The following is a 21,872-nucleotide window of genomic DNA, read 5'->3' as shown; positions in this document are numbered from 1 at the left end:
TGTCAATAATTGGAAAAAAGGGCGGATATGAAATCCGCCCTTACGCCATTTCAGGCTGCCTGAAATCAAATTTTACACGAACCGCCCACGCAACCATCATCTTGCAAATCGGTTTGGGTATCGTCCGCGCCGTCTCGCGTGTTGTGGTAATACAATGTTTTTAAACCGTATTTGTATGCTGACAACAAATCTTTCAACATTTGATTCATTGGCACTTTGCCGCCTTCAAAGCGTTTGGGGTCGTAGCTGGTATTGGCTGAAATGGCTTGGTCGATGAATTTTTGCATGACGCCCACCAGTTTCAGGTAGCCATCGTTGCCACCCATTTGCCACAAGGTTTCGTATTGTCCGCGCAAACGGTCAAATTCGGGCACAACCTGTTTCAAAATGCCGTCTTTGGAGGCTTTGATGGATACCAAGCCGCGCGGTGGCTCAATGCCGTTGGTGGCATTGGCGATTTGTGAGCTGGTTTCGCTGGGCATGAGTGCGGTTAAGGTGCTGTTGCGTAAACCATATTTCACAATATCGGTGCGTAAACTTTCCCAATCGCAATGCAGGGGTTCGGTGCAGAATTTGTCCAAATCGGTTTTGTAGCTGTCAATGGGCAAAATGCCTTGTGAATAGGTGGTTTCGTGGAACAGGGGGCATTTGCCGTATTCTTTTGCCAAATTTACGGACGCTTTGAGCAGATGATATTGCATGGCTTCAAAGGTGCGGTGGGTCAAGCCGATTGCGCTGTCATCGCTGTATTTCACGCCATTTTTTGCCAAATAATAGGCATAGTTAATCACGCCCACGCCCAAGGTGCGGCGGTTCATGGTGGCGTGGTAGGCTGCCTGAACGGGGTAATCTTGGTAATCCAACAGCGCGTCCAAAGCGCGAACCACCAAATCTGCCAATGGTTCAAATTCGCCCAAATCTTCAATCGCGCCCAAATTGAAGGCGGACAAGGTACACAAGGCAATTTCGCCATTTTCATCGTTAATGTTGTTTAAAGGCTTGGTGGGCAAGGCAATTTCCAAGCACAAATTGGATTGGCGTACGGGCGCAACTTTGGGGTCAAAGGGGCTGTGCGTGTTGCAATGGTCCACGTTTTGAATGTAAATCCGCCCTGTGCCTGCGCGTTCTTGCATGAGCATGGAGAACAAATCGGCAGCAGGCAGGGTGCGTTTGCGGATATTGGGGTCGTTTTCGTATTGGGTGTAGAGGCGTTCAAATTCGTCTTGGTCGGCAAAAAAGGCTTCGTACAAACCTGCGACTTCGTTGGGCGAAAATAGGGTAATATCTTGATTTTTAATCAAACGGGTGTACATCAATTTGTTGATTTGCACGCCATAATCCAAATGGCGCACGCGGTTGTCTTCCACACCGCGATTGTTTTTCAACACCAGCAGGCTTTCGGCTTCAATGTGCCAAAGTGGGTAGAACAAGGTTGCCGCACCGCCGCGTACACCGCCTTGCGAGCAGGATTTGACGGCTGCCTGAAACATTTTGAAAAAGGGAATGCAGCCTGTATGCTGCGCTTCGCCACCGCGAATTTCGCTGCCCAAGCCGCGAATGCGCCCTGCGTTGATGCCAATGCCTGCGCGTTGTGAAACGTATTTCACGATAGAAGATGTGGTGGCGTTGATGGAATCCAAGCTGTCATCACATTCAATCAAGACGCATGAGCTGAATTGGCGCGTGGGGGTACGCACGCCCGACATAATCGGCGTGGGCAGGGAAATTTTGAATTGCGATACCGCGTCATAAAAGCGTTTCACATAATCCAAGCGTGTGGCTTTGGGGTATTTGGCAAACAGGCACATTGCCACCAAAATGTACAAAAACTGTGGGCTTTCGTAAATTTGTTTGGTAACGCGGTTTTGCACCAAGTATTTGCCTTCTAATTGTTTGACGGCGGCGTAGGAAAAGTTCAAATCGCGGTCGTGAACGATGTGGTCGTTGAGTTGGTCAAATTCGGTGCGGTCGTAGTCTTGCAAAATGTGGGGGTCGTATTTGCCCATTTGGGTCATTTTGACAACGTGGTCGTACAAATGGGGCGGTTCGTATTCGCCGTAAGCGATTTTGCGCAAATGGAAAATCGCCAAACGCGCTGCCAAATATTGATAATCGGGTGTGTCTTCTGAAATCAAATCGGCGGCGGATTTGATGATGGTTTCGTGAATGTCTTTGGTGTGAATGCCGTTGTAAAACTGGATATGCGATTTCATTTCCACCTGCGACACGGAAACATGGTTCAAACCTTCTGCCGCCCAGTCTAATACGCGGTGAATTTTGTCCAAATTGATGGCTTCCAAACGTCCGTCTCGTTTGGTTACTTTGAGTGTGCTGGTGTTCATAATCGTCTTCCAAAAGCAAATTTAATGGGGGCAATCATACGTTTTTTCAGGCAGCCTGAACAGTCTTGACAGATTTAAAATGTTGTTTTGTAATGAATTTGATTTTGAAATGGGTGTGTCGTGGCGTGTAAGTTTTTTGTAAACAGCAGCTTACCTTTGGCAACATTTTTTAGGCTGTCTGAAAAGCCCAAAAATGCCGTTTTGGATAAATACAAAGGGGTTTTCAGGCTGCCTGAAATGCTTTTATTGTAAACATTGTTGCGATTTGGCAACGGCTTTTTTGTATGAAAAAATGATGTTAAAAAGTGTAAACTTGGGGGTATTTGGTGGCATAATCACGACTTCTGTTTTCATTTCATCAAGGAAAAAACATGGACGGCTGGACACAGACTTTAAGCGCAGGTTCATTATTGGGCATTGCGGCTGGCGCAATTTTATTGATTTTATTCATGATTATCAAATTGCGGATACACGCGCTGCTCACACTGATTGTGGTGAGTTTGCTCACGGCAATCGCCACGGGTTTACCTTATGGTGCATTGGTTAATGATGTTTTGGTGAAAAACTTTGGCGGCACTTTGGGTGGTGTGGCGCTGTTGGTGGGATTGGGCGCGATGTTGGGGCGTTTGGTGGAAACATCGGGCGGCGCACAATCGTTGGCAGATGCGATGATACGCAGATTTGGCGAAAAACGTGCACCTTTGGCTTTGGGGGTGGCTTCTTTACTGTTTGGTTTTCCGATATTTTTTGATGCAGGTTTGATTGTGATGTTGCCGATTGTGTTTGCCACCGCAAGACGCATGAATGCAAATGTGTTGGCGTATGCTTTGCCGTCCATTGGCGCATTTTCGGTGATGCACGTTTTCTTGCCACCGCACCCAGGGGCGATTGCAGCAACGGAATTGTTGGGCGCGAACGTGGGCTATGTGCTGATTTTGGGCTTGCCTGTGGCATTGCTGACTTGGCTTGTGAGTGGCTATTGGTGGGGTTTGACGGCTGACAAAAAATTCCCCATTTCTGTACCCGATTTGGTGGCGGGCGGCAAACAAGATGACGACCAACCCCAAGCACCAGCCAGCGCAAGTTTGGTGATTGCATTGATGTTAATCCCCATGTTTTTGATTTTCATGAACACGGGTTTGCACATGGCAAGCTCCGCCAAATGGGTGGACGGTAAAGCGGAATGGGTGCAATTTTTGCGTATGATGGGTTCAACACCTGTGGCTTTGTTGATTTCGGTGTTGGCAGCGATGTATTTCTTGGGCAGCAAACGCGGTGTTTCAGGCAGTGCGTTGGAAAAAACGCTGGACGGCACACTTGCGCCTGTTTGCTCGGTGATTTTGATTACGGGCGCAGGCGGTATGTTTGGTGGCGTATTACGCGCTTCGGGCATCGGTAAAGCTTTGGCAGATACAATGGGGGATTTGGGCATACCTGTGTTGTTGGCATGTTTTTTGGTGGCGGTGGTGTTGCGGATTGCACAAGGTTCGGCAACTGTGGCATTGATGACAGCTGCCGCTTTGATGTCGCCAGCCGTAGCCAGTGCGGGTTTTAATGATTGGCAGTTGGCAGGTGTTGTTTTGGCAACGGCAGCAGGTTCGGTGGCAGCCAGCCATGTGAACGATTCGGGTTTTTGGTTGGTGGGCAGATTGTTGAACATGGACGAAGCCACCACGTTGAAAACGTGGACGGTCAATCAAACCCTGATTGCGGTAGTGGGTTTTGCGTTGTCGGCATTGGCGGTGTTTATTTTGGGTTGATTTGACATTTCAGGCAGCCTGAAAATGGCATAAAGGAAAAATCATGACAAAACATTATGTGATTATGGGTATTTGCGGTTGTGGCAAAACCACCATCGCGCAAAAATTGCAGCAACATTTGAATTGCCAATACGCAGAAGGCGATGATTTCCACACCCAAGCCAACCGCGACAAAATGGGCGCAGGCATTCCGCTCAACGATGATGACCGCGCCCCATGGTTGGCGAATTTGCGCGATTGGATGAGCCAGCAAGCCGAAAATGGTGCAGCACACAGCGTGGTAACTTGCTCGGCTTTGAAAAAAGCGTATCGGGACATTTTGCGCGGTGCGTTGGGCGAAGTGCATTTTATTCATCTGTCGCCTCCTGTTGAGGTAAACCGCGAACGCATGGCAGCACGCAAAGGGCATTACATGAAAGCCAATATGGTGGATTCGCAACTTGCCATTTTGCAGCCACTTGAAAGCGATGAGTTGGGTTTTGTGGTAAACAACGCAGGTTCGCCCGATGAAGTGTGGGTGGAAATGGTTACGAAAATTTCATCATAAAAAAGATTACTCACACCAAAACAGGCAGCCTGAAACATTTTCAGGCTGCCATTTTTCATTTTTTCCAATAGCTTGGCGTAAACAAAATGAATACGGTAAAAATTTCCAATCGCCCCAACAGCATAACCACCACACACAGCCATTTTTGCACATCGCTCAAACTGGCATAATTTTGGCTGGGCCCTACCGAACCTAAACCCGGCCCCGCGTTGGTGATGCACGCCACCACCGCCGTGAGCGCGGTAATCAAATCCAAGCCCGACATCATCAAGGCAAATGTGAACACCACCACCGTCATGAAATAAACAAAAATGAACGCCATAATCGCCATGGTAATGCGTTCGCTCAAACTGCGCCCGTTTACTTTGACGGTGCGGACGGCATTGGGGTGCAGCAATAAGGTCGTTTCGCGCAAGGAAAATTTTGCCAAGGCAATGACCCGCGCCAATTTAATCCCACCGCCCATTGAGCCTGTGTTTGCCAAAACATTGCTCAAAAAAAACATCCACAACGACACGATTAACGGCCATGAGGCAAAATCGGCATTGGCAAAACCGCTCGCCAAACCAATGGAAACGTAATTGAAACTGACATAACGAAACGCTTCGCCCAAAGTGTAAAAACCTTTGTATGCCAAATACAGGCTGCACACCACAATGCTGCCTGAAAGCAACAAAAGCATAATGCGGCATTCTTCATCACGCCAATAGTGCCACAGGCTTTTTTGGCGCAAGGCGGCAAAATGGTTGGCAAAATTGATGCCGCCAGCAATGGTTGCCAACATAATCACGGCTTCAATCGCCACCGAATTGAAATGGGCAATGCTGCTGTCGTGGGTGGAAAAGCCGCCCAAGGCAAACACCGACATGGCATGGCACACCGCATCAAACCAATTCATGCCCGCCACGCGCAATGCCAAGCACGTTAAAATGGTAAAAGCAAGGTAAATCAACCACAAACGTTTTGCCGTTTGGGAAATGCGTGGGGCGATTTTGTTGTCTTTTTCCATGCCAGGGATTTCGGCTTTGAACAGTTCCGTACCGCCCACGCCCAAAATCGGCAAAATCGCCACCGCCAGCACAATAATCCCCATGCCGCCCAACCAATTAAGCATGTGCCGCCAAAAATTCAAAGACGGTGCAAGTGTATCCAAGCCATTGATGACGGTTGCGCCTGTGGTGGTCAGTCCGCTCATGGCTTCAAAAAAGGCGTTGGTGAAACTCATGTCGTCAAAATGCAAATAAAACGGCATGGCGGCAACGGTGGCAAATCCCAACCACAACAACACCACCATGGTATAACCATCGCGCGGACGCAATTCTCGCTGATACCGCCGCGTGAGCCACCACAATATGCCCGATACCAAAGTGGTCGCCAAGGCAGTTTCGCCAAATGCCATGAATGCGCTGTCTTGATAAATGAATGAAACCAAGGTGGGAAACAGGGTCAAAATGGCAAACAGCAAACTCAATTTGGACAGGGTGTGGATAATCGGTAAAAGTTTGTGCATGAAAAAACCGTTTCAGGCTGCCTGAAAAACAAAAGGCGGTTATTGTGCCACATTGTTTTTTGCTGTGCAAAATGATGATTTTCGGGCAGCATTTTGCCGCGCATTGGGTTAGAATGCAGACACACAAAGTAAAGAACCTGTATTCATCATCTGAATCGCTTGCAATCTTGCGAACACAGGTGCGAAATTGGGAGACAATGGCAATGCAATTTACCAACCCATTTACGGCAATTTGGCTGAAAAAAACCGCTTGGGTGCTGGGCATGAGTGTGGGCATAGGCTGTTTTGCCAGCGCAATGCTGCTGCCTTTTGTACCAAATATGAATGGCTGGCAACTGTCGTGGCACACCCTCAAAACAGACGCTTGGGGCGGTGCGCCGCATTCGGAATTTGTGTTGTTGCTGGTGGTAAAGGTGCTGATTGCGGTGTCGGCATTGGCATTGCTCAATCAACTCAAAGCGCGTTTGACTTTGAGTTTGGCGGGCATTTTTTTGGCATATGCTTTTGCGGTAATGGAAAAAATTTTGTGGAGCAATGGGCATACGCTGCTGCTTTGCGCCCTAATTGCGCTGTTTGTGGCGATGTACAGCTTGCCTGCACAAGAGCCATTTCACCCTGTGCTGTTTGCCATCAACACCTTGATTTTGATTTATGTTTTTCTGATTGTGATGAGTGAACCCATCGTGCCAAGCACATCGCCATAAATTGCACTTATCGGCAAAACAGTTGCCAAAGCCCACTTCTGATAGCACAATTTAGGCTGTTTGTTTCTTTTCAGGCAGCCTGAAACCATGTCTCACGAAAAATCTTGTTTTCATTGCGGTTTACCCGTTCCCGACCACATTCAGCTTACCGTCATCTACGAAAACCAAGCCCAAGCCACCTGCTGTGCAGGCTGCCAAGCCGTAGCGCAAAGCATCATAGACGCAGGTTTGGGCAACTACTACAAAAATCGCACCAGCCAAGCACAAAAAGCCGAATTGCCCCCCGATGAAATTTTGGCACAACTGAAATTGTACGACTTGCCCGAAATGCAAGCCGAATTTGTGGAAACGCTGCCTGAAAACGCCAAAGAAGCCATGCTCATGTTGAGCGGCATCACTTGCGCGGCGTGTACATGGTTGATTGAACAGCGATTGTTGCGTTTGGCAGGGGTCATCAAAGTGGAACTGAATTACAGCACCCAAAGGGTACGCGTGCGTTGGGACGCGGCGCGTTTGAATTTATCCGATATTTTGTATTTGATTCAACAAATTGGCTATTCCGCCGCGCCCTACGACCCCCAAAAAATGGAAGTGCAAGCCCAACAAAATCGCAAAAAAATGCTGATACGCATGGCGGTAGCAGGCTTATCCAGCGCACAAACCATGATGTTTGCCATGCCCACCTATCTTTACAATGATGTGGAAACGCAATACCTGACCATTTTGAATTGGGGCGGATTGATTATGTCGCTGCCTGCCATGTTGTATGCCGCGCAACCGTTTTATTTGGGCGCGTGGCGCGATGTGAAAAACCAGCGTTTGGGCATGGATACGCCTGTGGCTTTGGCTTTGACTTTGGGTTTTGCCATGAGCGTGTACGGCTTATTGGGCGGATTGAGCATGGATATGCACTTTGCCAGTCTGTCCATGTTTGTGTTTTTTCTGTTGATTGGGCGATTTATGGAATTGTCCATGCGGCACAAAGTGGGCGATGCGGCGGAGCGTCTGGTCAAACTCGTGCCTGCATTTTGCCACAAGCTGCCACATTATCCCGATGAAAACAGCGAAGAAACCCCCGTTATCGCTTTGCAAAAAGACGATGTGATTGTGGTACGCGCTGGCGAAGTCATACCCATAGACGGCATGGTGCTGCAAGGCGAAAGCGAAGTGAACGAAGCCATGCTCACAGGCGAAAGTTTGCCCATTGCCAAGCGTTCAGGCAGCCTTGTTACCGCAGGCACGCTCAATTTGCACAGTCCGCTCATCGTGCGTGTGAGTCAAGTGGGGCAACAAACGCGCTTGGCACACATCGTCAAATTGCTCGATACCGCCCTGTCGCAAAAACCGCGTTTGGCAGAATTGGCGGAACGTTATGCGTCTTGGTTTACCTTTGCCGTGCTGGTGTTGGGTGTGCTGACTTTTGGCATTTGGTTTTATTTGGCAGATGTGGCTACGGCTTTGTGGATAACCGTTTCGCTGTTGGTGGTAACTTGCCCTTGCGCTTTGGCATTGGCAACGCCAGCCGCTTTGGCAGCCAGCACAGGCAAATTGGCAAGTTCAGGCATTTTGGTGGCGCGCGGTCATGCTTTGGAAACCTTGGCGCACATTTCCGATGCGGTGTTGGACAAAACGGGGACACTCACGCAAGGCAAATTGTCGGTGCAAGCGTGGCACAATGTTTCAGGCAGCCTGAACAACGATGAACTGATTGCCATCGCCAAATTGTTGGAGCAACAATCCGAACACCCCATCGCCCAAGCCATTTTGAATTTGCCACACACCGCCACCGCGCCCCTGCTCATTGCACAAAAATTGAACAAAATCGGACACGGCGTATCGGCACAAATCACGTTTCACAATCAAACGCAAATTTGGGCGATTGGCAAACCTGAATTTGTGGCAGACATTTCAGGCAGCCTGTCGCCACAATGGGCAGAATGGGCAAAACAAGGCAGCTTAATCGCCTTGGGCAACCAGCAAGGTTTTCAGGCAGCCTTTATTTTGCAAGACACGGTCAAACACGATGCCGAAAACATGTTGCAAAAATTGGCTCAACAAAACATCAATTTACACATTTTGAGTGGCGACAACGAAGCCGCCGTATCCCAATTGGCGCAAACCCTAAACATTGCCCACCACCGCGCCAACGCCACGCCCGAAGACAAACTGCACTATGTGCAAACCCTGCAACAGCAAAACAAGCGCGTTTTGATGTTGGGCGATGGGATTAACGATGCGCCCGTGTTGGCAGCCGCCGATGTGTCGGTTGCCGTGGCAGGTAGCGCAGATGTGGCACGAGATGGCGCAGATGTGGTGTTGCTGCACGATGATTTGGCGGCATTGCCCACCATGTTGTTGCAAGCCAAACGCACACAAAAAATCATTCAACAAAACCTGTGGTGGGCAACAGGCTACAATTTGCTGGTTGTGCCGATGGCGATGTTGGGCTGGGTAACACCCCTGTTTGCCGCCATAGGCATGAGTGCCAGCTCACTGATTGTGGTGTGGAATGCCTTGCGATTGCGAAAATGATTTCAGGCTGCCTGAAAACGGTGGCTTAATGATTGGGGATATTGAAACGATATTGTTTACTGTATCCACACATTGCATTTTTCAGGCAGCCTGAAATCATCAAATCCATTACAATACCCGCTTTGTCATTGAATCATTTGTTTGAAATGCCATGTGGAAAGCAAAGTTTCTTGTATTTTTGTTTATCAATATGTTGCCCATTGGTTTGTGGGCAGCCACACCCACACTCAATCAAGTCAGCGGCATGGTTTCGCCACAAAAAGACAGCCGTTTCACACGCATTCCCAGCAAATACACCAACAAAACCGAATACATTCAAAAAGATGTCATGCCCGATTTGGAACGCATGATACGCGCAGCCCGTCAAGATGGCGTGAACATACGCGTGATTTCCGCCTTTCGTTCTTATTCACATCAGAAAAACATTTGGCAACGCAAATGGCAACGCACTTCGGGGCGCGATAAAACGCGTTTGCGCGTGATACTGCGCTATTCCAGTCCACCTGCTTTCAGCCGCCACCATTGGGGGACTGATGTGGACGTAAACAGTTTGAAATTGAGCTATTGGGCAGGCGTTGATGGTCAAAAAACGCTGGGTTGGTTGCAAAAAAATGCGCGAAAATTCGGTTTTTGCCAAGTCTATGCACACGGGCGCAATGGCGGTCATGCGGAAGAAATCTGGCATTGGTCGCACATGCGTACTGCACAACCGTATTATCAAGTTCGCATGAAAAACATCAAAAAAATAAATGATTTAAATGTTTCAGGCAATCATCTTTTAACGCCCAAATTGTTGAAAAGCTATGTTGTGTCGGTGAAAAGCTGTGGTTTGTGATGATGGCGCATGGTGTTTTTCAGGCAGCCTGAAACCTTTGCAAAACTCGGTTTGTAGGGGCAGATTTCATATCTGCCCCGTTTAGGTTCGCAGAAATTTTCATTCTTATCAATAAATTGAAAAAAGGGCGGATATGAAATCCGCCCCTACGTCAGTTTAAAAGTAGGTTTTGCAAAGGTTTTAGCCTTTCAGTACACGACATTTTTTGATATTGCCACAAGCCTACCCCCTCCCCCTATGCAAGGGGGAGGGCTGGGGTGGAGGTTAGAAACGCAACGTACCACCCCCACCCTAACCCTCCCCCGCCAGCAGGGGAGGGGACCGGTTGCAGGCAGCCTGAAAGATTTTTGTCGTGTACTGAAAGGCAGCCTGAAAACCGATTTCTCCGTTTTTAGGCTGCCTGTTTTCATTCAAACGCGATTACAGCGTACGCGCCACTTCCACCACGTCAAAGCATTCCAGTTGGTCGCCTTCCATGATTTCATTGAAGTTTTTAATCATCAAACCGCATTCAAAGCCCATTTTCACTTCTTTTACATCGTCTTTAAAGCGTTTGAGCGATGACAATTCACCCGTGTGAATCACCACATTGTTGCGAATCAAGCGCACTTTGCTGTCGCGTTTGACCAAGCCGTCCGTAACCATACAGCCTGCAATATTGCCGACTTTGGACACCGTAATGACTTGGCGGATTTCCACCGTACCCGTGATTTGTTCTTTCTCTTCGGGCGACAACATGCCGCTCATTGCCGCTTTCACATCGTCAATCGCATCGTAAATGATGTTGTAGTAGCGGATTTCCACGTCTTCGGTTTCTGCCAATTTACGCGCAGCATTGTCCGCGCGCACGTTAAACGCAATAATCAACGCACCCGAAGCAATCGCCAAGTTCACATCACTTTCAGAAATGCCGCCCACGCCACTGTGCAAGACTTGTACACGCACTTCATCGGTGGACAATTTTTGCAGGCTGCCTGCCAAAGCTTCGTAAGAACCTTGCACATCTGCTTTGATGATGATAGACAAGTTTTGTGCTTGATTTTCGCCCATGTTGTTGAACATGTTTTCCAATTTGGCGGCTTGTTGTTTTGCCAAACGCACATCACGGAATTTGCCTTGACGGAACAGGGCAACTTCACGCGCTTTTTTCTCGTCCGCTAACACCAGCGCGTCTTCGCCTGCATTGGGTACGTCCGACAAACCCAAAATTTCTACGGGGATAGAAGGACCAGCCTCGTCAATAGGTTTGCCGTTTTCGTCCAACATGGCGCGGATTTTACCGAACGTGGTGCCAGCCAACAGCATATCGCCTTTACGCAAAGTACCGCTTTGCACCAACAAGGTGGCAACCGCACCGCGACCTTTGTCCAATTTCGCTTCCACAATCAAGCCTTTGGCAGGTGCTGCGACTGGGGCTTTCAATTCCAACACTTCCGCTTCCAACAACACGGCTTCCAACAATTTGTCAATGTTGATGCCGTGTTTGGCAGACACGTCCACAAATTGCACATCGCCACCCCATTCATCGCACACGACTTCGTGTTGGGTCAATTCTTGGCGAATGCGTTCGGGGTTGGCGGAATCTTTGTCAATTTTGTTCACGGCAACCACAATCGGCACACCTGCGGCTTTGGCGTGGGCAATGGCTTCAACGGTTTGCGGCATCACGCCATCATCGGCTGCCACCACCAAAATCACGATGTCGGTGGCTTTTGCACCACGCGCACGCATGGCGGTAAAAGCTTCATGACCAGGGGTATCCAAAAACGTGACCACACCGCGTGGCGTTTCCACATGATACGCGCCAATGTGTTGCGTAATGCCACCAGCCTCGCCCGACACCACGCGCGTTTTGCGAATGTGGTCAAGCAGCGAAGTTTTACCGTGGTCAACGTGTCCCATCACGGTAACAACGGGTGGACGTGGCAACATTTCCGCATCAACATGGGTGCTGTCATCGTTCAAGAAGGCATCTGGGTCGTCAATGGCGGCAGGTTTGCCGATGTGTCCCATTTCTTCTACCACGAGCAGGGCGGTGTCTTGGTCAAGCGATTGGTTAATCGTAACCATCATGCCCATTTTCATCAGCGTTTTGACCACTTCCACGCCTTTTACTGCCATTTTGTGCGCCAAATCGGCTACGGTAATGGTTTCAGGCACCAGCACTTCGTGAACCACAGGTTCGGTTGGGGCTTGGAATGCGTGTTGGTTGGGCGCGAGTTTGAGTTTTTTCGCTTTTTTGTTGCCACCGCGTACGCGCTCATCATCGCCACCTGCATTGCGGCTGTCGTTGCGACCGCCTTTGACGTTTTTGCCACCTTTGCCTTTGGGTGCGTCATCATCGCGACTGTGGCGGCGGTCGTCTTTTTTGCGGCTGCCGCTGCTGGGGTTTTCATCGTTCAGGCTGCCTGAAACGGGTTTGGCGACTTTTTCAGCAGGTTTGCTGGCTTTGTCGTTGGTTTTGGCGATGGGTTTGGGGGATTTGGTTTCTGCTGCTTTTTGTGCCAATTTTTCTTCGGAAGGCTTGGCGGTGCGTACGCCTTTGCCGTCTTTGCCTTCTTTTTTGGCGGCGGCAGCCAAGCGAGCTTCTTCGGCAGCTTGGGCTTTGGCGGCTTCGCGGCGTGCTTGGCGTTCGGCGCGTTCTTGTTTTTCGCGCAACAGGGCTTCTTGGGCTTCGCGGCGTTTGCGTTCTTGCTCGGCTTCGGCTTCGCGGCGAGCAGCTTCTTCAGCGTTTACCACTTCAACCAAAGTGGGAACGGCTTCGGGTGCGCCATCTTTGTCTTTGTTTTTATTGCGATTGCGACCGCCACGAGAGCGTTTGCGTTTTTCTTTGGTTTCGCCATTTTCGCCAGCAGGTGCATTGTCGCTGGGCGCGGCAGGGGCTTTTTCAGGCTGCTTTTCGCTGCTGTTTTCGGTGCTTACGCTGGGCGTTTCGGGGCTGTCTGCAACGGTTTCTTTAACCGTTTTTGCCGTTTCGGATTTGGCAGACTTGGCGGCTTTGGCAGCTTTCAATTTGGCAGCTTCTGCTTCAGCGGCGGCTTTTTTGGCGGCGCGTTCCGCGTCTTCGGCAGACAAAGGGGCAGACGCATTTTCAGGCTGCGGTGCGGTGTTGGCAGGAGCGGGTGTGGCAGGGGTTTCGGTTTTGGCGGTTTGGGCAGATTGTTCTGCTTTCAGTTGCGCCAACATTTCCTCGCGCGACATTTTGACTTTTTTGCCGCCCTTGTGTTCCACTTCGGGTTTGTTATTGCGATTGTTACTCATGTTTGTGTTCCTTATTCTGCGTCATCGGCAAACCAGTGCGCGCGTGCTGCCAAAATGACTTGTTCGGCTTCTTCTTTGCTCACGCCTGTGATTTCAATCAATTCATCAATCGCCAATTCAGCCAGTTCATCGCGGTTGGTGATGTTGGCATCAACCAAGTCGCGCAACATATCATCGTCCATGCCTTCCAAATTGCGCAAATCATCGGCGATGTTGTTCAATTTTTCTTCGGCAGCCAATTCTGCTTGCAGCAGCACTTCACGCGCTTTATTGCGCAGATTTTCAGCCAGCGCATCGTCCACGCCCTCAATGTCGGTCAAATCGCTCATGGGGACGAAAGCCACTTCTTCCAATTCGGTAAATTCAGCGTCAATCAGGGCTTGGGCAATGTCTTCGCCCACATTCAGTTGCGACATGAACATATCGCGCAAGGCATTGGCTTGTGCCAAATCGCGTTCTTGGGCTTCTTGTGAAGTCATGATGTTCAGTTGCAAGCCAGTTAATTCTGCTGCCAAGCGCACGTTTTGTCCGCCGCGACCGATTGCCAAAGCCAGTTGGTCTTCTTCCACAATCACGTCAATGGCGTTTTTCTCATCGTCAATCACAATGCGCGACACTTTGGCAGGCGAGAGCGCGTTAATCACAAATTCTGCCGTATCGTCAGACCACAACACCACATCAATGCGTTCGCCACCGATTTCGTTTGAAACGGCATTCACGCGCGAACCGCGTACGCCAATGCAAGTGCCTTGTGGGTCAATGCGTTGGTCGTTGGATTTGACGGCGATTTTGGCGCGTTGTCCTGCATCGCGTGCCACTTCGCGGATTTCCAACAAGCCATCGGCGATTTCAGGCACTTCTTGTTCAAACAGTTTACGCAAAAAGTCGTTAGAAGAGCGGCTCAACAAAACCTGTTTGCGACCGCCATTGAATTCTTCCACTTTCAAAAACAGGGCGCGAATGCGGTCGCCACCACGATAATTTTCGCGTGGCAGGCAATGTTCGCGTGGAATGAGCGCGTCCAATTTGGGGGCGATTTCCACGATGATGCCGTGGCGTTCCACGCGTTTGACTGTGCCAATCACAATGTCTTCGCGGGTGGACAAAAAGCCGTTTAAAATTTGTTCGCGTTCGGCATCGCGGATTTTTTGTAAGATGATTTGTTTGGCGGTTTGGGCGGCTTGGCGACCAAAGGCTTCGTTGGGAATGTCTTCTTCGTAATATTCGCCAACGGCAATTTGGATTTCAGGCTGCTCTTCTTGAATTTGCTCGATGGTTTTTTCCAATTCGGGGTAGGTGTAGTCCAAATCTTCTACGATTAACCAACGGCGCACGGTGCGGTATTCGCCTGTTTCGCGGTGAATGCGGACTTCCAAATCCATGTGTTCGCGGTCGGCTTTTTTCTTGGCGGCAATGCCCAAAGCCACTTCAAGGGCTTCAAACACCACATCGGGTTCTACATTTTTTTCGCTGGCAAGGGCTTCTGCCAAGGCTAAAATTTCGCGGCTCATTTTGCCATGTTCCTTATTTTAAATATCAAAATGGGGTGGGGCGTTTCAGGCTGCCTGAAAGCGCATTGCGTGAAAAATCAAAATTTGAATTCGGGTTTAATGCGGGCTTTGTCCACATTATTCAGTTCAATTTGGGCGGTTTTGCCGTCAAACGATACGGTGATGGTTTGGGTGGTTTCGTCAAAGCCTTCAATTTTGCCGATGAAGTTTTTTTGTCCATCAACGGGCAGGCGGGTTTTGATTTTGGCTTGGCTGCCTGTAAAGCGAACAAAATCGCTGGCTTTTTTCAAGGGGCGGTCAAGACCGGGGCTGGAAATTTCCAAGTTTTTGTAGTCCACATCTTCCACCAAAAACACGCGGCTCAAATGGTTGCTGACGGTGGCGCAATCTTCTACGGTAATGCCTGTTTCATTGTCAATGAACACGCGCAAAGTGCCTTGGGCGGTCAGTTCAAAATCCACCAATTCGTAGCCCAATGCGGGCAGGGTTTTGTCTAAAATGTTTTGTAAATCCATGTTTTTGTTTCGTTTCTGTGTCGCATAAAAACAAAAAAATGACCGCGCGGGTCATTTTTCGTTGGGATTGAAAAATTTGATTTATTATAATGCTTTTTCATTGAAATGAAAAGGTTTTCTGCAAAAGATTTTTTCAGGCAGCCTGAAAATGTGGGGCTGCCTGAATTTTATTTTGCCGCATCGGTGTGCATTTGTGCCAATTCGCGCTGTTGTTTGTCGTAGGCTTCTTTTTGGTGATAGTAAATTTGAAAAATGCACGCATCGCCGCATTCGCTGCCGCAACATTCCCAATCTTCGGGTGGGGTGGGGGGCGGCAACAATTCATCAGGCTTCGGGGTCGTGTCCATCGCAAATTTCCAAAATTGAGCCAGCAAATTCAATCACATCGCCACCGCGAATTTTGGCGGTTTTGCGCGTTTCCACTTCGCCATTGCGTAAGACTTCGCCTGCGGCAATGGCGGCTTTGGCTTGACCGCCACTTTCAGCCAGCCCCGCCAATTTCAGCAAATCGCACAGGGCGATGTATTCTTGTTCTTCCAAATAAACTTGTGCTTGCATGGTGTTTTTTCCTAACATTAACGCGCGTTTTTCATCAAACGTTGTTTTTCGCGTTTCCAATCGGCTTCTTTGCTGGCTTCGCGTTTGTCGTGCAATTTTTTGCCTTTTGCCAAGCCGATTTCGGCTTTGATTTTGCCACGATGAAAGTGCATATTGAGCGGCACAATCGTGTAGCCAGCGCGTTCGGTTCTGCCAATTAACTTGTTGATTTCGCGCTGATTGAGCAGCAATTTGCGCGGACGAACAGGGTCGGGCTTGACGTGTGTGGACGCGGTGGGCAAAGCCGTGATGTGGCAGCCAACCAAATAAAATGCGTCTTTTTTCCAGTAAATATAGCTTTCTTTGAGCTGCACGCGACCTGCGCGTATGGCTTTCACTTCCCAGCCTTGTAGTACCAAGCCTGCCTGAATTTGCTCTTCAATATAATAATCGTGAAAAGCCTTGCGGTTGTTGGTAATGGACATTTTGTTTTCCTTATCTTTCAAATATTTGGCAATGAGATGGGGATATGCGGTGTCAAATTCAAAATGTGGCGTATCCAGTTGCCAAAGCGGTATTTTTCGTAAATGTGGGGCGGCAATTCGTGATAGGGCAAAGCCAAAAATGCGCTTATTTTATCAAAGTCTTGCCCGTCCCAAATGCAAACGTTGTTGGGGTGGTAAAAATCGTAGTGGGCGATTTCGTGGTTGGTGGTAATCAGCTTTTTGCGGTAGCCCAAGGCTTCAAAACTGCGAAAGGATAAACCATGATGCACGGGCGTTTTGAAATCCACCAAAATGCGGCTGTTTTGCAAACGCGCCAAATTGTCTGCAAAACCATAGGTTTGCCCACTGACTGTAACATTATGGGGATAAAGTGGGCGCAATGTTTTTTCGTGGCGCACGGCACAGCCCACGTTAAAATCCAATTTTAGCCCATGCGCTTGGGCAAATTGGGCAAATTGACTGATTTCTGCCACACGTTCATCCAAATGTGCGCCAACAAAATAGCAATCGTTTTGCGGATTGTGTGGCAAAGGCGGCAGGTGGTCAAAATAAAAATTGGTGGTGGGCAAAAAACGGTGTTCAGGCTGCCTGAAATCGTGCGGGTCAAACAGAAAAAATCGGTCAAATTGTTCAATATAATCATTGACTTCTGGGTATCGTCCAATGCCGTCCCATTGGTATGCCACCCATTTTGCGACATGGGGCTTTAATTGTTCAATCAAAGCCAAGGGGTAAATATCGGGGCGAATGAACAAGGCGAAATCAAATTGTTCTATTTTTTTGATTTCATTTAAAATGGTTTCTTTTGCCAAGCGAAATTGCAAGTTTTGTTTGGCTTTCTTTTCTTGCAAAAACAGTTGGCGAAATTTGGTTGCCAAGCGCGTGGGCAAATTGGGATAGCGAAACTCGGTATGAAAAAAATGGGAAATATTGCACACATGAAAACCGTGGTATTTCAAATTTTCTTCAAAAATCAAATGCAAATTGTGGTTGGTTGGCATTGCCAATAAAATGTTTTTTGCGCTCATGGTGTGGTGTTTTCAGGCTGCCTGAATATCATTGCGGGGCTAAAATGCGGTGTATCCAGTTGCCAAAGCGGTATTTTTTGTAAATGTGGGGCGGCAATTCGTGATAGGGCAAAGCCAAAAATGCGCTTATTTTATCAAAGTCTTGCCCGTTCCAAATGCAAACGTTGTTGGGGTGGTAAAAATCGCAGTGGGCGATTTCGTGGTTGGTGGTAATCAGCTTTTTGCGGTAGCCCAAGGCTTCAAACACGCGAAACGATAAACCTTGATGTTGCTGTATCACAAAATCAACCAACACTTTGCTTTGCTGGGCTTTTTTGATGTTTTCGGCAAAGGGTGTGGCTTGGGCAAAATGCAAATGTTGTATGCCTTGACCTGCAATTTGGTGGGCGACACGCTCGGGGTGTTTGCTGATAAAGGTAAAATCCAAAGGCAAATGCGCTTTTTGGGCGTGGGCGACAAATTGGCGTATGCTCTCGGTGCGGCTGGGTTCGTATCCACCGATAAAATAGAGATTGTCGTTGCTGTTTGGGGTGGTTTCAAGCGCATCATCAAAATAAAAATTGCAGGCTGCCTGAAAACCATATTGTGGGTATTTTGCCACATCGCTGTGGTCAAACACAAAAAATCGGTCAAAATAGCCCACATATTCCAAAATATCGGGGTAGCGGTCTATGCCGTCCCATTGATAATTCACGCAAATTTGGCTGTGTTGGCGAATTTGGGCGATGATTTTTTGGGATACACATTGGCGCGTATGCACAGGGCATAATCGGCTTTTTGGGGCGAAAGGGTGTTTAATTTTTGTTCAATGGCGTTTTCATACAAATAATAATGTAATTGTTTTTGATAATCTTGGTCGCCTTTGATTTTTTTGTGATACCAATTTTTGACGCGGCTGATGAGATTGGGATAATGCGTTTGGCGATTGCCATAGCACAAATTGATGACATGATAACCGTGATAACGCAAATTGCGTTCAAGGCATTGGTCTAAACCATACAGCGATGGCATGGCTAAAATCAGGGTTTTTGCAGTCATGTTTTGTCCCAAATGCTGCCTGAAAGGGGGGGTCAGGCAGCCTGAAAATTATTCGCCGCGAATAAACGCTTCCACCGCCTCTTGCGACACCAGCGCGGCACAGCTTACGCGGTTGTCAATGCGTTTTGCCAAGCCTGCCAAGACTTTATTGGGCGTGCATTCGGCGGTGCGGGTGTAGCCTTCGTTTGCCAGCAGTTGTACGGTTTCTGTCCAGCGCACGGGGCTGTAAAGTTGGCGCACCAAAGCGTCTTTGATTTCATCGGCTTGGCTGTGGCTTGCCACGTCCACATTGTGAATCACGCGGATTTGTGGGGTGGCGATGTCCACGTTTTGCAAAGCCAAAGCCAGTTGCTCGGCAGCAGGTTTCATCAAGCGACAATGCGATGGCACCGACACGGGCAAAGGCAAAGCGCGTTTTGCGCCTGCTGCTTTGGCGGCGGTCATGGCGCGTTCTACGGCGGCGGCGTTGCCCGCAATCACCACTTGCCCTTGCGAATTGAAATTGACGGCTTCCACCACATCGCCTTGTTCGGCGACGGCGCAAATTTCGCGGACTTTATCATCGTCCAAACCCAAAATGGCTGCCATTGCGCCTTCGCCTTGTGGCACGGCATTTTGCATGAGTTGGGCGCGTTTGCGTACCAGTTGCACCGCGTCTTCAAATTTCAGGCTGCCTGCCACCACCAAAGCGGTGTATTCGCCCAAGCTGTGTCCTGCCACCACATTGGGGGCAACGCCACCTGCTTGCAAATAAGCGCGGTAAGTTGCCACGCCAGCCGCGAGCATAATCGGTTGGGTGTTTACCGTTTGGGCGATGAGGTCGCTGTCGCTGCCGTTAATCATTGCCCACAAATCTTGCTGCAACACTTGGGAGGCTTGCTCAAAGGTTTCTTTCACAACGGCAATGTGTTCAAAGCCGTTCATCATGTTCAGGCTTTGCGAGCCTTGTCCTGCGAAAAAGAATGCGAATGACATGGTATCAAAATCCTTGTTTATCAAAATCAATTTGGGGCGCATTGTAGCGATTTTATGGCTGGGCGACAATGTTTCAGGCAGCCTGAAACGGTTTTTTTCAATACATCAAATCCCCACAAAAATCGCCAAAAAAACCGCTAAAATGCGGTAAAATAACGCAAAAATGCTTTTCAGGCTGCCTGAATGCACACGCACGCGGGCTTTTTTACTAACCTTTTGATTATGAAAGAGATTGATGACCTACATTTTAATCTACACCTTTATTTACTTGTTTTTTGCGGTGGTGGCGGTGCTGTCATCACAAAAATTGGGTTTGGGTTCGGTGCTGGGCTATTTGATGGCGGGCATTGTGATTGGACCCACATTGGGTTTGGTGGGAAAAGAAGCCGAATCCATTCAACACATTGCCGAATTTGGCGTGGTCATGATGCTGTTTTTGGTTGGTTTGGAGCTTGCCCCACAAATGCTGTGGCAAATGCGCCATAAATTGCTCGGATTGGGCGGTTTGCAAGTGCTGGGTTCGGTGGGGGCGATTGCGGCGGTGGCAATGGCATTTGGGCAAACGTGGCAAATTTCGGTGGCGATTGCCTGTATTTTGGCGTTGTCGTCCACCGCGATTGTGTTGCAAACCTTTGCCGAAAAACAACTTTTGCAAACCGAAGGCGGTCAGGCAGGCTTTGCCGTGTTGCTGTTTCAAGATGTGGCGGCGATTCCCATGTTGGCATTGCTGCCCTTGCTGGCGGTGGGCGGACATCAGGCAGCCAGCGCAGATGCCCATTCCAGCAACATTTTGGCAGGACAAGCAGGCTGGGTGGTTGCCTTGGTCAGCGTGGCAGCGATAGCCTTGATTTTGTTTGCGGTACGCTATTTGGTGCCATTTGTGTTTCGTTTTATTGCCAAAACGCGCTTGCGTGAAATGTTTACCGTGTTCACACTCACATTGGTGGTGGGCATTGCCGCTTTAATGTCGCTGATTGGTTTGTCGCCCGCATTGGGGGCATTTATCGCAGGCGTGGCTTTGGCAAACAGCAGCTACCGTCATGAAATGGAAAGCAATTTAGAGCCATTTAAAAGTTTGTTTTTGGGCTTGTTTTTCATTACCGTGGGCGCGAGCATGAATTTTGGCTTGCTGGGCAGTCATTTTGTGGAAATTGTGGCAATCACGGCTGGTGTGATGTTGATAAAGGCAGTTGTGTTGTGGATTTTGGGTAAGGGCTTTCGTTTATCCGCCTTATCCAGCAAATTGTTTGCATTGAGTTTGGCGCAGGCAGGCGAATTTGGTTTTGTGTTGCTCTCCATTGCCAACCAGAGCCACGTTTTGCCCAAAGACATTCACGATAAAACATCGTTGGTGGTGGCATTGTCCATGCTGCTCACGCCTTTGTTGTTCATTTTTTACGATAAAGTGCTTGCCAAACGCGCCATCATTGCCGAAAACGAAAATCGCCCCGATGATGAAATCCACGAAGAAAACCCCGTGGTGTTGCTCGGACATGGGCGTTTTGGTCAGCAAATCAACCGAATGCTGATTGCTTGCGGCTTTCACGTTACCGTGATTGACAACCACGCCGAAATGGTAGAAGGCTTAACCAAATACGGCATCAAAACCTATTATGGCGATGCCACGCGCCCCGAATTGTTGAGCGCGGCAGGTTTGCATCAAGCCAAATTGCTGATAGTGTGTGTGGGCGACAACCACGATTCCACCGAAATTGTGGCGTATGCACGGCACAATTATCCGCATTTAATCATCATTGCCCGTGCGCACGACCGCTTGCACGCCTTTGATTTGAAACACGCAGGCGCAAGCTACATCATTCGTGAAACGGCAGATTCAGCCATGCGAAGCGGACGCATTGCCTTGGAATGCTTGGGTTTGAGCAGCGAAAAAGCGCGTGAAGCCGCCAAATTTTACGAAGCACGCGACCGTTATCAGTTGGAACAAGCGTCCAATGTGTACCGCGCTGGGCAGTCGTTTTTTGACAATCAGGAAATGATGGATTTGGCACGCACCACCGATGAAGAAACCCATCAACTGATGATGAAACTGTTGCGCGGCGAAACGGTGGAATGGCAGGAAAACCCCGACAGTTGGACACGCCGACAAAAGGGCATTTCGTGATTTTTCAGGCAGCCTGAAATGTTTTTTGAAACGCAAACCGTTTGGCATTCATGTATTTGGCTTACTTTTTCAAAAGTAAGTCGCCGAAGGCAAAAACGTTGATTTTGTCGTGTGCAGTAGGGGCTAATGACAATTTGGGTGCGAAGTTG

General features: G+C 48.9%; 17 protein-coding genes and 1 pseudogene. 7 read left to right on the top strand and 11 right to left on the bottom strand.

The window, feature by feature from the left end:
- Positions 1-65: 65 nt before the first annotated feature.
- Positions 66-2,342 (bottom strand): class 1a ribonucleoside-diphosphate reductase subunit alpha, encoded by a 2,277-nt coding sequence (gene nrdA / locus H3L97_RS11545; RefSeq protein WP_097114255.1) that lies wholly within the window; start codon positions 2,340-2,342, stop codon positions 66-68.
- Positions 2,343-2,713: 371 nt separating this feature from the next.
- On the opposite strand from nrdA, the gene H3L97_RS11540 reads away from it, so the two are divergent.
- Both H3L97_RS11540 and H3L97_RS11535 read left to right on the top strand, forming a co-directional pair.
- A complete protein-coding gene (locus H3L97_RS11540) occupies positions 2,714-4,102 on the top strand; it encodes a GntP family permease (protein ID WP_097114253.1) in 1,389 nt (462 codons plus the stop codon).
- A gap of 43 nt (positions 4,103-4,145) precedes the next feature.
- On the top strand, positions 4,146-4,649 hold the full coding sequence (locus H3L97_RS11535; protein ID WP_097114252.1) for a gluconokinase: 504 nt from the start codon (positions 4,146-4,148) through the stop codon (positions 4,647-4,649).
- Positions 4,650-4,704: 55 nt separating this feature from the next.
- On the opposite strand, the gene H3L97_RS11530 is transcribed toward H3L97_RS11535, so the two are convergent.
- The gene (locus tag H3L97_RS11530) at positions 4,705-6,159 is read right to left on the bottom strand and encodes a TrkH family potassium uptake protein (RefSeq protein WP_097114251.1); all 1,455 of its coding nucleotides are present in this window, start codon (positions 6,157-6,159) and stop codon (positions 4,705-4,707) included.
- 203 nt (positions 6,160-6,362) lie between these two features.
- Between H3L97_RS11530 and H3L97_RS11525 the strand changes: the two genes are divergently transcribed.
- From H3L97_RS11525 to H3L97_RS11515, 3 genes are all read left to right on the top strand, one after another.
- On the top strand, positions 6,363-6,863 hold the full coding sequence (locus tag H3L97_RS11525; protein ID WP_097114250.1) for a hypothetical protein: 501 nt from the start codon (positions 6,363-6,365) through the stop codon (positions 6,861-6,863).
- Between the two features lie 87 nt (positions 6,864-6,950).
- On the top strand, positions 6,951-9,395 hold the full coding sequence (locus H3L97_RS11520; RefSeq protein WP_097114249.1) for a heavy metal translocating P-type ATPase: 2,445 nt from the start codon (positions 6,951-6,953) through the stop codon (positions 9,393-9,395).
- A 151-nt stretch (positions 9,396-9,546) separates the two neighbouring features.
- Positions 9,547-10,230, top strand: coding sequence for a M15 family metallopeptidase (locus H3L97_RS11515; RefSeq protein WP_097114248.1), 684 nt, complete (start codon positions 9,547-9,549; stop codon positions 10,228-10,230).
- A 420-nt stretch (positions 10,231-10,650) separates the two neighbouring features.
- On the opposite strand, the gene infB is transcribed toward H3L97_RS11515, so the two are convergent.
- From infB to fabD, 9 genes and pseudogenes are all read right to left on the bottom strand, one after another.
- Positions 10,651-13,491, bottom strand: coding sequence for a translation initiation factor IF-2 (gene infB / locus H3L97_RS11510; protein WP_097114247.1), 2,841 nt, complete (start codon positions 13,489-13,491; stop codon positions 10,651-10,653).
- 11 nt (positions 13,492-13,502) lie between these two features.
- Positions 13,503-15,002 carry a transcription termination factor NusA gene (gene nusA, locus H3L97_RS11505; RefSeq protein WP_097114246.1) on the bottom strand — a complete coding sequence of 500 codons (1,500 nt, stop codon included), beginning with the start codon at positions 15,000-15,002 and terminating at the stop codon, positions 13,503-13,505.
- A gap of 77 nt (positions 15,003-15,079) precedes the next feature.
- Positions 15,080-15,517, bottom strand: coding sequence for a ribosome maturation factor RimP (gene rimP / locus H3L97_RS11500; RefSeq protein ID WP_097114245.1), 438 nt, complete (start codon positions 15,515-15,517; stop codon positions 15,080-15,082).
- Between the two features lie 167 nt (positions 15,518-15,684).
- Positions 15,685-15,864: an oxidoreductase-like domain-containing protein gene (locus tag H3L97_RS11495; protein WP_097114244.1), complete on the bottom strand. Its 180-nt coding sequence runs from the start codon at positions 15,862-15,864 to the stop codon at positions 15,685-15,687.
- Positions 15,842-16,075 (bottom strand): RNA-binding S4 domain-containing protein, encoded by a 234-nt coding sequence (locus tag H3L97_RS11490; RefSeq protein WP_097114243.1) that lies wholly within the window; start codon positions 16,073-16,075, stop codon positions 15,842-15,844. The genes H3L97_RS11495 and H3L97_RS11490 overlap by 23 nt, the downstream gene beginning before the upstream one ends.
- Positions 16,076-16,092: 17 nt before the next feature.
- Entirely contained in the window at positions 16,093-16,560 is a 468-nt protein-coding gene (gene smpB / locus H3L97_RS11485) for an SsrA-binding protein SmpB (RefSeq protein WP_224446338.1), read from the bottom strand.
- Positions 16,557-17,588, bottom strand: coding sequence for a WaaS/CpsH family glycosyltransferase (locus tag H3L97_RS11480; protein ID WP_097114241.1), 1,032 nt, complete (start codon positions 17,586-17,588; stop codon positions 16,557-16,559). The genes smpB and H3L97_RS11480 overlap by 4 nt, the downstream gene beginning before the upstream one ends.
- A gap of 28 nt (positions 17,589-17,616) precedes the next feature.
- Positions 17,617-18,626, bottom strand: a pseudogene (locus tag H3L97_RS11475) (WaaS/CpsH family glycosyltransferase).
- 48 nt (positions 18,627-18,674) lie between these two features.
- Positions 18,675-19,601 (bottom strand): ACP S-malonyltransferase, encoded by a 927-nt coding sequence (gene fabD, locus H3L97_RS11470; protein WP_097114240.1) that lies wholly within the window; start codon positions 19,599-19,601, stop codon positions 18,675-18,677.
- Here fabD and H3L97_RS11465 point away from each other — a divergent pair.
- Together H3L97_RS11465 and H3L97_RS11460 are read left to right on the top strand one after the other, a co-directional pair.
- Complete coding sequence (locus tag H3L97_RS11465; protein ID WP_182073076.1) at positions 19,600-19,752, top strand: hypothetical protein; 153 nt, start codon at positions 19,600-19,602, stop codon at positions 19,750-19,752. The two genes, fabD and H3L97_RS11465, sit on opposite strands and share 2 nt — an antisense overlap.
- An 84-nt stretch (positions 19,753-19,836) precedes the next feature.
- Positions 19,837-21,723, top strand: a complete 1,887-nt coding sequence (locus H3L97_RS11460; RefSeq protein ID WP_097114239.1) for a monovalent cation:proton antiporter-2 (CPA2) family protein — start codon at positions 19,837-19,839, stop codon at positions 21,721-21,723.
- Positions 21,724-21,872: the final 149 nt, after the last annotated feature.

This window comes from Alysiella filiformis, assembly GCF_014054525.1.
Classification (GTDB): Bacteria; Pseudomonadota; Gammaproteobacteria; order Burkholderiales; family Neisseriaceae; genus Simonsiella; species Simonsiella filiformis.
This window is presented reverse-complemented; position numbering and strand designations above follow the sequence as displayed.

Bases quoted from the DNA above. Each gene is read 5' to 3' on its own strand.
- nrdA (WP_097114255.1), bottom strand. From the start codon at position 2,342: ATGAACACCAGCACACTCAAAGTAACCAAACGAGACGGACGTTTGGAA.
- H3L97_RS11540 (WP_097114253.1), top strand. From the start codon at position 2,714: ATGGACGGCTGGACACAGACTTTAAGCGCAGGTTCATTATTGGGCATT.
- H3L97_RS11535 (WP_097114252.1), top strand. From the start codon at position 4,146: ATGACAAAACATTATGTGATTATGGGTATTTGCGGTTGTGGCAAAACC.
- H3L97_RS11530 (WP_097114251.1), bottom strand. From the start codon at position 6,159: ATGCACAAACTTTTACCGATTATCCACACCCTGTCCAAATTGAGTTTG.
- H3L97_RS11525 (WP_097114250.1), top strand. From the start codon at position 6,363: ATGCAATTTACCAACCCATTTACGGCAATTTGGCTGAAAAAAACCGCT.
- H3L97_RS11520 (WP_097114249.1), top strand. From the start codon at position 6,951: ATGTCTCACGAAAAATCTTGTTTTCATTGCGGTTTACCCGTTCCCGAC.
- H3L97_RS11515 (WP_097114248.1), top strand. From the start codon at position 9,547: ATGTGGAAAGCAAAGTTTCTTGTATTTTTGTTTATCAATATGTTGCCC.
- infB (WP_097114247.1), bottom strand. From the start codon at position 13,491: ATGAGTAACAATCGCAATAACAAACCCGAAGTGGAACACAAGGGCGGC.
- nusA (WP_097114246.1), bottom strand. From the start codon at position 15,002: ATGAGCCGCGAAATTTTAGCCTTGGCAGAAGCCCTTGCCAGCGAAAAA.
- rimP (WP_097114245.1), bottom strand. From the start codon at position 15,517: ATGGATTTACAAAACATTTTAGACAAAACCCTGCCCGCATTGGGCTAC.
- H3L97_RS11495 (WP_097114244.1), bottom strand. From the start codon at position 15,864: ATGGACACGACCCCGAAGCCTGATGAATTGTTGCCGCCCCCCACCCCA.
- H3L97_RS11490 (WP_097114243.1), bottom strand. From the start codon at position 16,075: ATGCAAGCACAAGTTTATTTGGAAGAACAAGAATACATCGCCCTGTGC.
- H3L97_RS11480 (WP_097114241.1), bottom strand. From the start codon at position 17,588: ATGAGCGCAAAAAACATTTTATTGGCAATGCCAACCAACCACAATTTG.
- H3L97_RS11465 (WP_182073076.1), top strand. From the start codon at position 19,600: ATGGTATCAAAATCCTTGTTTATCAAAATCAATTTGGGGCGCATTGTA.
- fabD (WP_097114240.1), bottom strand. From the start codon at position 19,601: ATGTCATTCGCATTCTTTTTCGCAGGACAAGGCTCGCAAAGCCTGAAC.
- H3L97_RS11460 (WP_097114239.1), top strand. From the start codon at position 19,837: ATGACCTACATTTTAATCTACACCTTTATTTACTTGTTTTTTGCGGTG.